14 protein-coding genes and 4 pseudogenes are annotated in these 15,421 nt (G+C 47.9%); 3 read left to right on the top strand and 15 right to left on the bottom strand.

Annotation, left to right across the window (positions count from 1 at the left end; genetic code table 11):
- Positions 1-127 precede the first annotated feature (127 nt).
- From galU to L0M14_RS09200, 5 genes and pseudogenes are all read right to left on the bottom strand, one after another.
- Positions 128-993: pseudogene (galU, locus tag L0M14_RS09220) on the bottom strand (UTP--glucose-1-phosphate uridylyltransferase GalU).
- Between the two features lie 9 nt (positions 994-1,002).
- Positions 1,003-1,854: a PHP domain-containing protein gene (locus L0M14_RS09215; protein WP_235121835.1), complete on the bottom strand. Its 852-nt coding sequence runs from the start codon at positions 1,852-1,854 to the stop codon at positions 1,003-1,005.
- Between the two features lie 17 nt (positions 1,855-1,871).
- Entirely contained in the window at positions 1,872-2,783 is a 912-nt protein-coding gene (locus tag L0M14_RS09210; RefSeq protein ID WP_235121834.1) for a selenium metabolism-associated LysR family transcriptional regulator, read from the bottom strand.
- Positions 2,784-2,912: 129 nt separating this feature from the next.
- Positions 2,913-3,350, bottom strand: a complete 438-nt coding sequence (locus L0M14_RS09205; RefSeq protein ID WP_235121833.1) for a hypothetical protein — start codon at positions 3,348-3,350, stop codon at positions 2,913-2,915.
- A gap of 211 nt (positions 3,351-3,561) precedes the next feature.
- Positions 3,562-3,825, bottom strand: a complete 264-nt coding sequence (locus tag L0M14_RS09200; RefSeq protein ID WP_235122861.1) for a YlbG family protein — start codon at positions 3,823-3,825, stop codon at positions 3,562-3,564.
- A 48-nt stretch (positions 3,826-3,873) separates the two neighbouring features.
- Here L0M14_RS09200 and L0M14_RS09195 point away from each other — a divergent pair, with 48 nt between their 5' ends.
- Positions 3,874-4,878, top strand: coding sequence for an asparaginase (locus tag L0M14_RS09195; RefSeq protein ID WP_311198862.1), 1,005 nt, complete (start codon positions 3,874-3,876; stop codon positions 4,876-4,878).
- Here L0M14_RS09195 and L0M14_RS09190 read toward each other — a convergent pair.
- The 5 genes and pseudogenes from L0M14_RS09190 to L0M14_RS09170 all read right to left on the bottom strand — a co-directional run bounded on the left by L0M14_RS09190 (position 4,875) and on the right by L0M14_RS09170 (position 9,144).
- Positions 4,875-5,320 (bottom strand): annotated as a pseudogene (locus tag L0M14_RS09190) (YlbF family regulator). The gene L0M14_RS09195 and the pseudogene L0M14_RS09190 sit on opposite strands and share 4 nt — an antisense overlap.
- Positions 5,321-5,381: 61 nt before the next feature.
- Positions 5,382-5,792 (bottom strand): hypothetical protein, encoded by a 411-nt coding sequence (locus L0M14_RS09185; protein WP_235121832.1) that lies wholly within the window; start codon positions 5,790-5,792, stop codon positions 5,382-5,384.
- Between the two features lie 19 nt (positions 5,793-5,811).
- Positions 5,812-7,011: a helicase-associated domain-containing protein gene (locus L0M14_RS09180; RefSeq protein ID WP_235121831.1), complete on the bottom strand. Its 1,200-nt coding sequence runs from the start codon at positions 7,009-7,011 to the stop codon at positions 5,812-5,814.
- A gap of 44 nt (positions 7,012-7,055) precedes the next feature.
- Positions 7,056-7,430: a hypothetical protein gene (locus L0M14_RS09175; RefSeq protein ID WP_235121830.1), complete on the bottom strand. Its 375-nt coding sequence runs from the start codon at positions 7,428-7,430 to the stop codon at positions 7,056-7,058.
- The gene (locus tag L0M14_RS09170) at positions 7,408-9,144 is read right to left on the bottom strand and encodes a DNA repair helicase XPB (RefSeq protein WP_235121829.1); all 1,737 of its coding nucleotides are present in this window, start codon (positions 9,142-9,144) and stop codon (positions 7,408-7,410) included. Before L0M14_RS09170 ends, L0M14_RS09175 begins: the two co-directional genes overlap by 23 nt.
- Before the next feature lie 173 nt (positions 9,145-9,317).
- Here L0M14_RS09170 and L0M14_RS09165 point away from each other — a divergent pair, with 173 nt between their 5' ends.
- Entirely contained in the window at positions 9,318-10,028 is a 711-nt protein-coding gene (locus tag L0M14_RS09165; RefSeq protein ID WP_235121828.1) for a thermonuclease family protein, read from the top strand.
- Between the two features lie 63 nt (positions 10,029-10,091).
- Here the strand turns inward: L0M14_RS09165 and L0M14_RS09160 are convergent, their stop codons facing one another.
- Positions 10,092-10,271: a hypothetical protein gene (locus L0M14_RS09160; RefSeq protein WP_235121827.1), complete on the bottom strand. Its 180-nt coding sequence runs from the start codon at positions 10,269-10,271 to the stop codon at positions 10,092-10,094.
- 118 nt (positions 10,272-10,389) lie between these two features.
- On the opposite strand from L0M14_RS09160, the gene L0M14_RS09155 reads away from it, so the two are divergent.
- The gene (locus L0M14_RS09155) at positions 10,390-11,316 is read left to right on the top strand and encodes a LysR family transcriptional regulator (protein ID WP_235121826.1); all 927 of its coding nucleotides are present in this window, start codon (positions 10,390-10,392) and stop codon (positions 11,314-11,316) included.
- Here L0M14_RS09155 and L0M14_RS09150 read toward each other — a convergent pair.
- The 4 genes and pseudogenes from L0M14_RS09150 to L0M14_RS09135 form a co-directional block, all read right to left on the bottom strand.
- A pseudogene (locus L0M14_RS09150) lies at positions 11,261-12,334 on the bottom strand (Gfo/Idh/MocA family protein). The gene L0M14_RS09155 and the pseudogene L0M14_RS09150 overlap by 56 nt on opposite strands.
- A 23-nt stretch (positions 12,335-12,357) precedes the next feature.
- The gene (locus L0M14_RS09145; protein ID WP_235121825.1) at positions 12,358-13,506 is read right to left on the bottom strand and encodes a Gfo/Idh/MocA family protein; all 1,149 of its coding nucleotides are present in this window, start codon (positions 13,504-13,506) and stop codon (positions 12,358-12,360) included.
- 196 nt (positions 13,507-13,702) lie between these two features.
- Positions 13,703-14,116: a CBS domain-containing protein gene (locus L0M14_RS09140; RefSeq protein ID WP_235122859.1), complete on the bottom strand. Its 414-nt coding sequence runs from the start codon at positions 14,114-14,116 to the stop codon at positions 13,703-13,705.
- 119 nt (positions 14,117-14,235) lie between these two features.
- Positions 14,236-15,403, bottom strand: a pseudogene (locus tag L0M14_RS09135) (amidohydrolase).
- Positions 15,404-15,421 lie beyond the last annotated feature (18 nt).

Here is a 15,421-nt window from a genome sequence, read left to right as displayed (position 1 = left end):
ATAAACGACTTTGTCGTCCTTAAAGGACGAGCGGATTTGTCAACTGAAATAGGCTATCCCTCTTAGGCCGCGCCGCGACCTGTGGGATAGCCTATTGTTTTGTTTTATAGAGTAAGTTATGTAAGTATTAATCCCATTTTCGAACCAAATCCGTCAAGTAGGCCTTCACTTGCGCCTGCAAATCGGGTCTTCTCAGGGCAAGTTCTATAGTTGCTTCGATGTATCCTAATTTGTCCCCTACATCATATCGGTCGGCTTGCATTAAATAGGCTACCATTTGATGCTCGAGGTTCAATTTACGCAGCGCATCGGTTAACTGGATTTCTCCGCCTCTACCCGGCTCCTGATTTTCGAGAATATGAAAGATTTCGGGTTCAATAATATACCTGCCTATGACAGCCAAATTGGAGGGGCTGCGCTCCTGTCAGGTTTCTCGACCAAATCCTCAATCAGACTGAATCCATTCATCTCGTTGGCTGGAGAAACAATACCGTATTTATCAACATCCTCCCACGGCACTTCCTGTACCGCGATGACCGAGGTTTGTTTTTGTTCATAGAGATCAATCATTTGCTTAAGTCCGGGAGGATTCGACTGCAAAATATCGTCCCCCAGCAGAACGGCAAACGGCTCGTCTCCGATAAACTTCCGGGCGCAAAGAATAGCGTGACCTAAGCCAAGAGGTTCTTTTTGCCGAATATAATGAACGTCAGCCAGGTTTGAGACCGACTGCACGATCTCCAGAAGCTTGGAGCTCCCCTTTACTTCCAAAGTCGTTTCCAATTCCACGGACTTGTCAAAATGATCCTCAATCGCCCGCTTGTTGCGTCCTGTTACGATGATAATATCTTCGATGCCCGAAGCCATCGCTTCCTCAACAATATACTGAATAGCAGGCTTATCCACGATAGGCAGCATTTCCTTTGGCTGCGCTTTGGTCGCAGGCAAAAATCGTGTGCCGAGCCCCGCGGCCGGAATAATAGCTTTACGAATTTTTTCACTTTATTCGCTCCTTCCTTTACGCAGTTCCGTAACAACCTCGATGCCTATTCGTCTGGCGCCGATTGGCGCATGGAAAACAACGCCCCCTCGTTCACCGTGGAAGTCTGACCCCGCCGTCACAAGGAGACCGTTCGTCTTGGCTAACTGTACATACTTCGCTTCTTGCTCCGGGGTATGGTCTGAATGATAAGCCTCGATACCATCCAGCCCTTGTGCCATGATGATTTCGACCAGCTCATCATCATGATAGATGCCGGGATGGGCCAGAACAGCCTTGCCCCCCGCCTCATGAATCCATTCGATAGCAGTCTTCGGCTCGATCCGGGGTGGGTTGGCGTATGCCGCAGCTCCTTTGCCCAAATAGCTGTCAAAAGCCTCGCTTATGGAAGCAACGACACCCTTTTTCAGCAAAACAGCCGCTATGTGCGGCCGGCCTACCGTGTCGCCTTTTGTTTTCACATTTGCGACCTCTTGAAGCACCTCATCCATTGTAATCGCTATACCCAACTGTTGGAGCTTCTCAATGATCATCTCATTGCGCTTGTCCCTCGTTTCGCGAAGCGAGTCCAAACGGCTCAATAGCTTCGCATCGGTGATGTTGATGTAATAGCCCAGCACATGGATATCCTGACCGCGGGCAACCGTACTAATTTCAACCCCCGGCACAACCTCGATTCCAAGCTTACGCCCGGCCTCGAGTGCCTCCGCAACACCGGATACTGTATCATGATCCGTGATAGCAATAGCTCCGAGGCCATTTTCATAGGCCATTTGCACATTAGCTGCAGGTCGCTGTGTGCCGTCCGACGCCGTTGTATGTGTATGCAAATCTGCTTCCATACGTAATTCCATCCGGAATCCTCCTTCATTCACAGCCACTGGCTTAAATTTTCTTGGCGCATAAAGGTCATAAAGCTGACTGCCGATATAGGCAGCAGTGTGGAATTTAATGAAATAGCGTAAAAGCTTCGTTCAAATCGGATATTTTCGATTTCTTTAATCTTAAATAAGCCTAATGTAACCTCGTGCTTCACGGAGGACTGCGAAAGGATGGAAATCCCGAGCCCGGCTTCTACAGCCGACTTTATGGCACCGGTGCTTCCCAGCTCCATCACGATATTCATTTTACTGTAATCAACCTTAGCCTTCGTGAGCTCTTCTTCCATCACTCTTCTCGTCCCTGACCCCTGCTCACGAAGCACGAACGGATATTTAAGCACATCGTCAAAGTGGATGACATCCAATTCATCAAGCGGGTGCCCTGCAGGGACAATCAGCTTGAGTTCATCACTCAGAATCGCTTCGGTATGAACGTCGGGATGATGAATCGGCGCTTCAACGAGACCAAAATTCAGCTGATGGCCGAGAATCTCATCGAGAATCTGCGCAGTATTCATCACCTTCATGGATACCAATATATTCGGGTATTCTTTACTGAACGGTCCGAGTAGCCGCGGCAGAATATATTCCCCCATCGTCAAGCTTGCTCCCAGCTGCAGCCGGCCCTCGATCATTTGCGTGAATTGGGACATCGCTACATCGGTCTCGCGAATAAGTTCTATGCTGCGCTTGGCAAACGGCATCAAGGTTCGGCCCGCCTCGGACAGCTCGATTTTCTTCGTGCTTCGGTGAAATAGCTTTACGCCAAAATAATCCTCGAGGGATTGAATTTGCATCGTTACAGCAGGCTGTGTCATATGCAGCGCGTTAGCTGCGTGCGAAAAGCTGCCTTTTTCCGCTACGGTGTAAAATATGTGAAGTTGGTGAAAATTCAGTGCCATCGTCGACCGCCTCTCTTTTGCTTTCATTATATGTAAAAAGATAAGCAGAGTCTATTCGATTGCGTGCTCAAACCCAAAAAAGAGCATGCGGATTCATGCCCGCACACTCTTTGAATACCAGGATTTGAGCTATCTGCGCTTGCGGCTGTTCTTGATCAAGGTCATTCGCCGCGAATGCCGCAGCCATGAATAATACGACTTCAAATCTCGAAGCTCAATGGTTTCCGACATCTTACCCAAGAAAGTAACGATGATCATTTTGTGCAAGGGATTGCCCGCGATGTCCGTTTCCTTCTCCATTTGCGTAAATTCGGCGACCACGACAAGGTCCTCATCAATTAAATAGACGTCCTGTTCATTCCGGTAATAAGGGACGATCTTATTGTTTTTCAGCTTTTCCCACATGAAGGAACAAATTTCCTCCAAGGAAGCGTTATCTATAGAGACACGATCAGTCCATCTCAGCTTCGCATGATTGGTGATCACGATGTCTGCTACTTTCTTATCTCCTAGTTGTACGAAAAATGGTTCGTAAGTACTCCATCTCCCCATTATCTTATCTTTCATGATCACAACCCCTCCCTTCTGAAAATGAGACCGATTACCTATTGTTTACCATTTGTATGTTATATTTTACTTTACCTCATTACAATTTTCATTGTCAATTCCTATGAAATTATTAATACATATTGATCAATTCACGGAAAAATACCCACTATTCAAAAATTCAAACAAAAAGAAAAAGCTTCTTTCGAAGCTTCTGTTTTGCACTGTCGCCTCAGAGGGTGTAAAATCTAGTTTTGTCCGGCATATTACTACTGTATTCTGTTTTAATTTCGTTGCGGTACGAGCGTTCTATCTTCTTCACGTAAGGCAGCTTCTGCAGACTTTTCATCGTCTCTTCCAGCTTACTGCTGTGGATGTAGAGAACCGCATAGTTCATTTTTTTGGATATGTAGTGTAGAGAGCCGAATCGTTCTAAATTTCTTGCGGCTTTCGTATCACTTACCCATATGATTAATCCGCTTCGCTCGATCATCATCATGATTACCTTCTTTCGATAAATCCCGTTATGGAGTGATTGTCATTTATGAAAATGTCCAAAGCCCTAGTCCGCGTCTACCGCGGACCTCTTACTGAAAGCATCCACCGCATCCATCTCGCGGTGGTTAACTCAAAAGGATCGCTGCTTCACGAAGCCGGCGATCCCTTCCTTCGCACCTTCGCCCGGTCGACGGCGAAGCTGATCCAAGCGCTGCCGGTCCTCGAGTCCGGCGCGGCGGCCCATTTCGGCCTCAGCCAGGCCGAAATTGCTTTATGCTGTGCTTCCCACAACGGGGAAGCGCAGCATGCCGACTTGGCCCAGTCCATCCTGGCCAAGATCGGCCTGTCGCACACGCATCTGCAGTGCGGCGTGCACGAGCCTTACCACACGCCAACTGCACAGGAGATGCGTAGGCGCGGAATTCAGCCCACGAGCTTGCATAACAACTGCTCGGGCAAGCATTCGGGAATGCTCACACTTGCCGCCTATTTGCAGGCACCTGTGGATACTTACATGGATGTGAACCATCCAGTGCAGAAGTTCATGCTGGAAGCAGTCAGCGACCTGTCGGATGTGAGCCAAGAAGAGATGATCCTAGGTACAGACGGCTGCGGTGTTCCTGTGTTCGGCATGACTATCGATCGTCTGGCTGTGGCTTTTGCGCGATTGGGTCAACCTGACGGTTTGGCCGCGGAGCGTGCAAGCGCTTGCCGACAAATCATCGACTCCGTTCGGAAGAATCCCGAATGCTTAGCTGGCGATGATCGCTTCGACACCCAGCTCATCCGCGCAACCCAAGGTCGGATTGTCGGTAAGATGGGAGCCGAAGGCGTCTTCGCGCTTACCATTCCTATAGAAGGAATAGGGTTCGCAGTTAAAGTTGAAGACGGCAACCAGCGTGCGCTGTATCCTGCCGTCGTGGAAGCTTTACATCAGCTTAGCCTGCTCTCAGCAGCGGAAGTTGCTGCTTTAGCTGAGTTCCATACCCCTGTTCAGCGCAACTGGCAAGGGACTGAAGTTGGCCGCATCGAGCCTGATTTCAGCCTTTAACCGCAGTTACCGCTGCAGCTTCCGCCGGAGCTGCAGCCTTTGCCGGTGGGCAGAGGATTATTACTCGGCACTTTAATAGAATCGGAGACCGCATGCGCGATCGTTGTGGATACTGTATACAACAAGTCATCTAACCGGTCTTCGGCTTGCTTAAAGCGGGAAACGGCTTCAATCGCATTCAGCCTCTCCTGCACTTCATTTACTGCGGCTAGCGCATCGTGATAGCTAGGGTGATAGTGTCCGAATCTTTCACACTCTTCAAAGGCTTCTTTTTCTTGGCAAACAGCTTCTTAAGCTCTTTGACTTCTTCGCTGTTCTCCACAATGGACTTCCAATATAAGTAATCTGCCACTTCGGCAGAGGAATTAATCATATCGCCCATGTCGTACGCCTGAAGCAGAATCGCGGACATGTCCAGTATTTCGCTCTCCATAATACTCATAGGTAGTATTCAACCTGCCTCTCCATTAGAACTATATTACTTCTTCATCATAACATAGTTCTCACAGACTTTCTTCCTTTTCTTCGTCATTAATACCTGGCAAAACAATTTGCATTTGCTCCCAGGCATCCCCCGCCAGCGTAACCTCTTTATGATTTTCAAAGCCAATCAGCGACCAACCAGTTCTTTCTTCATAGAGCGCTTTCGGAACAATGAGCCTTTCACGGCCTTCTTCACGCAGTTTAATGAAGCTCTTCCATTCAATTGCTTTGCGGATCATATCCTTGCGCGTAGCAGCATGATACTCTCTACAATCCTTCAACCAACCGGATGGAATCTCCTCTAAATCAGGATACAACTCACGATGATCGGGCCAAGCCGTGTCAATTTCATACAGCTGAATGTGATCTCTGGTATAGAACATACCCTTATTTTTCTTGTTTTCTCTGTCCGAGTCCTGGTCCCCGGACATATCCCGACCCACAACGGTATCAGTAGAAGATGCAACATGCTTTTGCAGCATTTTTTGGGATGATAGCCCATTTTTTCGACGATAACCTGTACTTTCTTGAGATGTTCTTTTTGGATTCGGAAGTCCTTCGTTCCGATTTTTCTTGTAAATAAGGTTGGCATGACGGATGCTTTTCTACTAACTCAGCGAGCTCAGCCGACTTACAGCGCAGCAGTGTAACCTCTTCGAAATATAACTTACCCAGCTGCTGCTCCCATTGATGAAGCGTTGTTGGAATCACCTCCGGCACTTCAAAGCAGGCATACTCCATTAGAAAAGTCGAAACGGAAGCTGCGCTATAGCCCGATTCACATGCTTTTAAGCTTTCTCTATTTATGCGGTACATTCGCACTGCATCCGAGGTAAGCAGTTCGGCAAAAGAGGCAATCTCCCATTCAATGGAAGGCGGAACATCCGGAGGAAGGATCAATTCAAAGTCCGGTTGTACATAAAATGTAGCCGAATGCCCGGGCTTCTCATCCATATTCTTTTGTAATGAAAAGCAATTATTGTTCCGATCACTGAATGACATATCGACTAGAACATGAAACCACAGGCCGCCCTGTTTATCCACAGCCAGCTCTAGCCACCGGAATAGTTGAAGCGGTCGAATCCACTGCTCCAGAAGCGCAGACATGACCTGCTCTTTGGATAAACCGTCGTCCCAACTTTGCATGTCGACTGCAGCGGCGGCAATATCATTTAACGAGTGCCATGCTTCTTGTGCTTGCTCCGCGCTATTTTCAATAAGAATCATACAGTGATGCAGCCATGCCGGCGCGGGCAGATACAATTGTCTCCAGTGCTTATAAAGTTCAGCCTCCTGCATATCATAATACAGCTGCAGCCATCGCCCAAGCGCACTCAAATCTATGAAGATCCCCTGATCATCAGGCAGAAGGATGTTCAGTTTATAAGCACTTTCCAGCAAAACCGCTACTAAAGGCTCATAAGCATCTTTAGCTGTAAAGGAAAGACCTGTTCGGCGGAGCACCTCACCACCTAAAGAAGGTTCTTGTAGTAGCTTTTGGAGCTGCTTTTTCGGCAGCACGCCTTTCGCAGAGTAAAGTAATCGTTCCTGCTTCGCACATTGGACTAAAAAGTGAAATAGGGTCTGTGCCAGTCCCCTTTCTTGCAGAATAAGTGCTTCCTCCGGTTCAAGATGCATATCCAGGGCCATAGCTTCGTCTAGCTTGCGGATGTGAATATCAGGGAATAAGAGCGTCAGCCACGCATCAATGCCATCCTCCGGCAGTATGAAGAGCTGCTCCCCCAGGACTTGCGGAATGCAGCTACAAGCCCTTGTCGCCGCAAGCCGTAAAGCCCGGCTTGGATTTCAGCTCCGGATAATCTGGCTCCCGCGAATTTTTCAAGACCATGCGTCGTGAACGGCTCCGCAGCAAAGGCTGTCCATATCAGCTTCAGAACACGCAGCTCCGTCTTCGACAGCATTCGGCGCAAGCTGCTCAAAGCTTCATCATCGGTTAATAAAGCGTGAATCCGATCCAGCGGCAGCCCCGATTCTGCAAACCACGGACCTGCCTTCAATTGTTCTTTGATTTCACGCGGTAGCTTTCTATACACCTGCTCGTACTTCATGATGTCCTCCTGTCTCGGTACTCTGCTGCCAGTGCTCCCAATCGAGCCATGCATACTGGTAGCCCTGCTGAACAAGAAATAATTGTCTCTTAAGCGAGAAATCCTGCTCTTTGGTGTCCCGGCTCACAATGGAATAAAAAACCGCTGAATTTGTCCCTTTTTTAGGTCTCAGCACTCTTCCAAGCCTCTGGGCCTCCTCTTGTCTGGAGCCGAAGCTGCCTGATACTTGAATCGCAACGGATGCGTCCGGCAGGTCCACAGCAAAGTTAGCTACCTTAGATACAATCAAGACCGATACGCTGCTGTCCTTGAACTTCTGATATAAGATGTCCCGTTGTTCCTGTGGCATTTCTCCGTTAATGACCGGAGCGCCAGTCCTTTGGGATATGCGCTCTAATTGATCCAGATACTGACCTATGATGAGCACCTGCTCTTGTTCATGCTGCTTGAGCAGCGCATCAATCACATCCAGCTTGACGATATTTTCACCTGCGATACGAAATTGTCTCTTTGCATCCGAGAATGCATAGTCTTCACGAGCTTTATCCTCTAAGGGCACACGTAACTCTATACAGGCTACCTTAGCGATATAACCGCTGGATTCAAGCTCCTTCCATCCGATCTCATAACGCTTGGGGCCAATCAAGGAGAAAACATCCTCTTCCCTACCGTCCTCTCGAATCAAAGTTGCTGTTAAGCCTAATCTTCTTGTGGCCTGGATGTCAGCCGTGGCGCGAAACACTGGCGCAGGCAGCAAATGTACTTCATCATAAATAATTAACCCCCATTCCCGCTGATGAAAAATTTGCATATGGCTAAATTCATCTTCTTTATTGGCTCGATGGGTTAAGATCTGGTACGTAGCGATGGTCACAGGCTTCACTTCTTTGCAAGCGCCGGTGTATTCTCCGACTTGTTCTTCCGTTAAGGAGGTTTTGGACAGAATCTCCCGTTTCCACTGTTTAACAGAGGTCACATTGGTTGTTAGAATTAATGTAGCGCAGTTATAAGCCTCCATCGCGCCAATCCCAATAATCGTCTTACCCGCTCCGCAAGGAAGCACCAACACGCCGCTGCCTCCGCTTGCACCTCGTCCAGCAGCTTCCGTACAGCGAAATGCCTCTACCGCGCTTCTTTGATAGTCCCTCAGCTGAAACGGTTCTGCCTCAAATGTTTCCTGTCGGAAATCGATCGGGACATGCTCCCCGCTTCGATAGACAGCCATATCGTCGACTGGATAACCCATTTTAATTAATTCCTGCTTGAGAAGGCCTCTATGTTCCTGTGAAATGCTGATGGCTCTCTCCCCCTTGGCCTCCCTTAAATAGGAGCTCAACGATTCGCGGCCGATAATTTCTTTCAGAATGACCGTATCGTCGCTGACCAGATGGAGCTCATTACCTACACTCTCCAAGCGTAAGACCCCATACCTGTACACGTATTTGCGTATTCCGCCAAGCACTGCAGTGGGCAGTCCAAATTTAGCCTTCTGCTGCAAAAACGAAGTGATTTCTTCCAGTTTCATCCCTGAAGCGGCTGCATTCCAGACCGACAACGGTGTTATTTTATAGGTATGAAGATGCTCGGGACTTTTCAATAAATCGGCAAATTGGCTTAATTGAGTCCTTACTGCCTCAAAGTCCGGGTGATGCGTTTCTACCAGCACTGTGAAATCATTCTGCACAACCAAAGGCCGGGTGGGATCAAATTTCATTCGGCATCTCCCTTTTCTATTTAGTATGAAAGGAAAAATGTCGATTTAAACATTCGAAGCCGTTGGAATTTGTCATATTTTCCCGAGCCCTCTGATAAGTTCTTGCCATTTCCTTGCCAACCGTGCTACCTTCTAATTGGTCATTCATTCTACTTACATACCGAGGAGCCCACATGAAATCGTACCTGCATCCAGTATTACTTATTCTTTTGATACTCACGGGCTGCTCTACTCACCTAGATTCCCAAACATCTTCTCCGAAAGATGAATTCGTTCGTCAAATCCTGAAGAATTACCCTGAGTTAAAGCAGAAGTCCGTCTCTACGGATACGGTCAAGCGGGTTATTGACGGGGATACGTTTGAAACGAATGCAGGTGAAAAAGTTCGACTGATTGGTGTAAATACGCCGGAGGTTTATGGAGAAGTACAGTATTACGGCCGTGAAGCCAGCGACTATAGTAAAAAGCAGCTCTCTAATCAAGCTGTTTATTTATTCTCTGACGTCGGAAATACCGACAAGTACGGTCGATTATTGAGGTATGTGTTTATGAAGAATAATCCTGTTATGTTCAATGAGATCCTTCTCATGGAAGGCTACGCTAATACGATGAGTGTGCCTCCCAATGTTACCTATGCGAAGAAATTCGCAGGATTGGAACGGCTTGCGCGGGAACAGAACAAAGGCCTGTGGAGTGGTCCGGTAACTTCCCCTTCACCTACTCCATCATGCAAAGAACCGAAAATCAAAGGTAATATAAACGCCCGCAACGAGAAGATCTACCATGTTCCCGGCGGCAGATATTATGATCAAACCCATGCGGAAATGATGTTCTGCACCGAAGAGGATGCTGTGGCGCAAGGCTTCCGAAAGTCATCCCAATAAATTCATCAGAAAAAAGAGCCATAGATGCGTTAAGCAGCAGCTTAACGCATCTATGGCTCTTTTTTATGAGGCAAGCCAGCGAATTGCCAGTATCAACGTAATACCAGCAGCGCTGCCTGCTAAACCAGCTGTGATTCGTATCGTTTTCCGATTGCTTCCGTACCAATGAGCGTAACGGTTTCGATGCTCTAATTTTCTGACATGATCTTCGTATCTTTTCTCTATTTCGTATGGATTCCACATCTATGTCTCCCCTATCCTCTGGTTGCGATTGATTTTACCATAGCCATAACTTCCAGAGTTATCTATAATAATTGATAGTTTCCATCGAAAAAACAGATGGTTGGGGAGGACCAGCAGCATGGACATATCCGTTTACAAGACAGCGCTTGAAGTGGCAAAATGGCAAAACTTCACAAAAGCAGCCGACATGCTGGGCTATGCTCAGTCCAGTGTCACGTCACAAATACAAAAACTTGAAGCGGATTACGGCATCGAGATGTTCGAACGTATCGGGAAAAAGATGAAGCCTACCCCGGCTGGAGAAGAGCTTCTTCGATATGCCGCCAAATTGGTGAGGCTGTATGAGGAGTCCAAAGTATCCGTTGCGGGCCAAACTGCAGGCAGCTTTATTTTGGGCACATTCGAGACAACGCTGGCATCTTATATGCTGCCGCCGTATCTTGGCTCATTCAAGAAATTGTATCCGCAATTCAGCATTGTACTAGGCGAGGTAGCAGAGAATGATATCTACCGGTCAATCAAAGCCGGGGAATGCGATATGGGGTTCGTGGTAGAGGATAGTCTGTTGGATCCGGACCTACGGTTCGAACCCATCAGAGAAGAGGAGTTCATCCTTATCGCTCATCCCGACCACCCTCTTGCACAACGAGACGTAGTTCATCCTGCTGACTTGAACGGCACCGAGCTGCTCATGTCTACGCAAGGATGCCGCTGCCGGAGGCTATTTGAACAAATGCTGCGCAGCCGGCAAGTTAAGTACACGATCCCTTATGAAATTAATAATTATGAAACTGTCAAAAAGTGCGTCATGCACGGCCTCGGTATTTCCATCATCCCGAAGACTATTGTGTTAAACGAAATAAAAACCGGGCAGCTGGCGGCTTTACCGCTCCACTACCCGGCATTCAAACTCATGGTTCACCTTTGCTATCATGTGAAGAAACAAATTTCCAAGCCGATGCGCGCATTCATTGAATCCTTATGCGGGACTACTCAACCCGAATGGCCTGCTCCTGCGCAATCAGACACAGCTCTGCCGCTTTGAATGCATGCTCCTGCGTCATAGCATTTTCCGTACGATGGATGCAGTCCAGAATAAGCTGACCAAAGTAAGGATAACCTACCTTGCCGCTTAAACTGAAATGCTGCTCGCCATGTTCATTCACCAAGTACAGCTGATCCCCTTGGGAATCCCGAGCAATATCTATGTACTTACGAAGCTCGATATAGCCTTCTGTTCCCAATATAATCGTACGTCCGTCTCCCCAAGTGCCTAGACCCTTTGGCGTCAGCCAATCGACCCGAAGTATTGTGTCGCGCCGTTGTCCCCGACTAGCGTCGCGTCACCATAGTCTTCCAGCTCCGGATAATCTTTATTATGATAGTTGGCTACTTTACTGCTAACAACCTTCGCATCCTTACACCCTGCATAGAACAAAAACTGCTCTACCTGATGGCTGCCGATATCGCAAAGGATTCCCCCGTACTTCTCTTTCTCGAAAAACCATTCCGGACGAGAAGGTGCATTTAGTCTGTGCGGCCCAAGGCCCATTACTTGAACAACGCGTCCGATCGCACCTTCCTGAATCAATTGACCGGCAAACACCGCGCTTTCAACATGAAGCCGTTCGCTGTAGTAGACAGCGTATTTGCGCCCTGTAGCAGCTACCTTTGCTTTGGCGGCAGCAAGCTGTTCAAGAGTCGTGAGCGGCGCTTTGTCTGTGAAATAATCTTTACCGGCATCCATAACACGTAGACCCAGAGCACAACGCTCTGAGGTAATAGCTGCACCGGCAACAAGCTTCACCTCAGGATCTTCCAGAACTTGCTGCTCGGGAAGCAGCCGATTGCACTTGGGGATACGTATCACAGAACCTTTGCACTTTGACCGGATCCGGATCATAGACCCATTTTAACATCGCGCCTGCTTCTATTAAGCCGTTACACATCCCATAAATATGTCCGTGATCCAGACCAATCGCTGCAAAGGTAAATTCTCCTTCGCCGACAACCGGACTCGGTTTTCCCTTAGGCGCATAGTTCATGCCATCATTTTTTTGCATAAGCTCTCTCAACTCCTTTTTCTCTATACTTCAAATGTTCTGTAAGCTTCGTTTTTCTTGGCTTTAGATGTTTTGATTTTCTCTTGTAGATGGTGGTAAAACAATTCTTCATCAATCGGGAGATCAACCCAGTTATCCGTCCACGTGGAGAGCAGCATAGCATTGGACAGCATGAGCCCTTTAATGCCTTCTTCACCTGGAGCAACAAGCGGTGTACCGTTTAGAATGGCATCCACCCAATTTTGTGTGATTCCCTTATGACCGGTTTCCTGCCCCTCAATCGGGATCTCGCACTTCCAACACTCCGGACTGCCAAACCCGCCGCGGAACGTCTGATTAAATTCCCTTTCAGATTGGCGCAATCTCCAGAATGTCAGCTTCCCATCTTCAACGACAATTTTGCCGCGGTCGCCCGACAGTTCGAAACGATTGGTTCCAGGCGCTTCACCGGTTGTCGTCACGAACAAGCCCGTAGCGCCGTTCTCATATTCAACGAAGGCCGTCACATCATCTTCCACTTCAATGTCGCGATGCTTGCCAAAGTAACAAAATGCACGAACACGCTTCGGCATCATATCGATCGTCCACTGCCACAGGTCAAGTTGATGCGGATCCTGATTAATTAAAACTCCGCCGCCTTCTCCCGCCCAAGTTGCACGCCAGCCGCCTGAATCATAATAGCTTTGGGAGCGGTACCAGTTCGTAATAATCCAATTCGTTCTGCGGACCTCACCTAGCTCCCCCGAGGATACTAAATCTTTGAGCTTTGTATATAACGGGTTTGTCCGCTGATTGTACATCATACTGAACACTTTGCCTGATGCCGCAGCTGCCGTATTCATTTCACGCACTTGTTTGGTATACACACCAGCCGGTTTTTCACATAGAACATGGAGGCCGTGTTGAAAAGCGCGGATCGCGACATCTGGATGATCATAGTGCGGCGTTGCAATTAATACGCCATCCATAGCACCGGATGAAAGAAACTCTTCTAAATTCTCAAACAGCTGTACATCTGGTCCCAGGTTTTCCCTTGCCCATTCCAAGCGATCGGGTCTGGGCTCACATACTGCTGTCAAGACTGCTCCCTTTACTTCCTTATTGATTAAGTATTTCGCATGTCCTGTCCCCATATTCCCGAGGCCAATCATACCAATTCGTACTAGCTCCATCTTTATGTCACCTTCTCATTTCTTAATTTCGTTGTTGAACACGTTATCAATGTAACACAAGACCGCTGAATGCTTCTTGTCGATGATTGACCACCTTATTGCATTCTTTGACCGTTAGTCACGATTATAAAAAAAGCCGTATCTCCCTATGGAAATACGACCTCAGTTCTTCAGAATTCGCTATGAAATATTAAAATTAACGAGTGCCAACAGGGGTTTTATCTTCGGAAATTTGGCTCAATGCCTGTCCAGCCTCATCCTGAGTGTTGTTACGAACAGCCAGGTCACCAATGGCCACAACGCCGATTAGCTCTCCGTTCTCTGTGACAGGCAGACGACGAATCTGCTCCTTCGCCATCAATTTCGCAGCTTCTTCCACAGTTGTGTTGGCATCAATCGTAGCAATTCCATCTGTCATAACGTCTTTAACTGCAGCAGAGCCGGATCTCTTCTCGGCATAGCCGCGAATGACCAAGTCACGGTCCGTCACAACCCCTATCAGCTTTTTGCCTTCTACAACAGGAACGAAACCAATGTCATGCTGTTTCATTTTTGTCGCAATTTCGAATACATTATCCTGCAGAGTAACGGTCACACAATCTTTAGCCATAATCTCTTTAATTGTTTTCGCTGCCACTGGACACAACCTCCTTCGATGTTGGAAAGAGCTACTCCAAAGGCGGAGTAATCTGCTTCACCCATATCGTCTGTCGAAAGAGGAAAAATGATTCATTCCATATAATCCAAAGCCATTGCAAGCAGCAGCTTAGCTGCATTCAGCATGGAACGTTCATCAATATCAAACTTTGGATGATGATGCGGATGGACGATCCCCTGATCAGAATTTCCAGCGCCAACAAACATATAGCAGCCAGGCTTATGCTGTAAATAATAGGAAAAATCTTCTCCAGCCATAATCAGCGGGCTTTCGTGCACCGCGGCTTCACCAAAAACGGTATTGGCCACTCTGAAGAAACGCGCGGTTTCTGCGGCATCATTAATTACAGGAGGGTAGCCCATTTTATACTCCAGTTTGTAGTTTGCATTCAGCATGCTGCAAGTAGCATCTGTAATCTTTTCCAAGCTGATGCGGACCTTCTTGCGCAGCTCAGGGTTGAAAGTGCGAACCGTGCCTGTTAGCGTACTTGTTTCGGCAATAACATTAAAGGTGCTTCCACCGTGAAAGGATCCGATGCTGACCACACAAGGCTCGACAGGGTCCGCTTGGCGGCTGACGATGGATTGCAGGTTCACGATAAGCTGGGCTCCGGCATGGACGCTGTCAATGGCTTGGTGCGGCAGCCCTCCGTGACCGCCTTTCCCCTTAATTTGAATCATAAATTCATCAGGAGCTGCCATCATGGGACCTGCTTTGCAGAATACTTGACCGATCGGGAACGGAGTCCACAAATGAACGCCAAACACGACGTCAACTCCATCCAGAGCTCCGTCTTCAATCATTGAAGCTGCTCCTCCGGGTGTTGTTTCCTCTGCGTGTTGAAATAGAAACACTAAGTTCCCTTTTAAATCATCACGGTGTTGACTTGCAAATTTAGCAATACCGAGCAGCGTTGACGTATGGGCATCATGCCCGCAAGCGTGCATAACACCGTTTACTTTGGACGCATACTCGCAGTCTTTTTCATCCTGGATCGGCAGAGCATCCATATCTGCACGAAGAGCTACAGTTGGTCCTGTCCCTTTGCCGCGAAGCAAGCCTACAACACCGCCCCCCTACTTGCCTTCTCACTTCTATTCCCCAGCCCGTTAAGTGCTCGGCTACAAATTCGGCTGTACGAAACTCTTGAAACGAAAGCTCTGGGTGCTGGTGCAAATAACGTCTCCAGCTCACCATTTCATCATAGATTTGTTGTAACCCGTTCAACATTTCATTCATAGGACGAATCCTCCGCCT

The sequence above is a fragment of the Paenibacillus hexagrammi genome, from assembly GCF_021513275.1.
Classification (GTDB): domain Bacteria; phylum Bacillota; class Bacilli; order Paenibacillales; family NBRC-103111; genus Paenibacillus_E; species Paenibacillus_E hexagrammi.
Note: the sequence above shows the minus strand (reverse complement) of the source record. Positions and strands in the feature narration are given on the sequence as shown.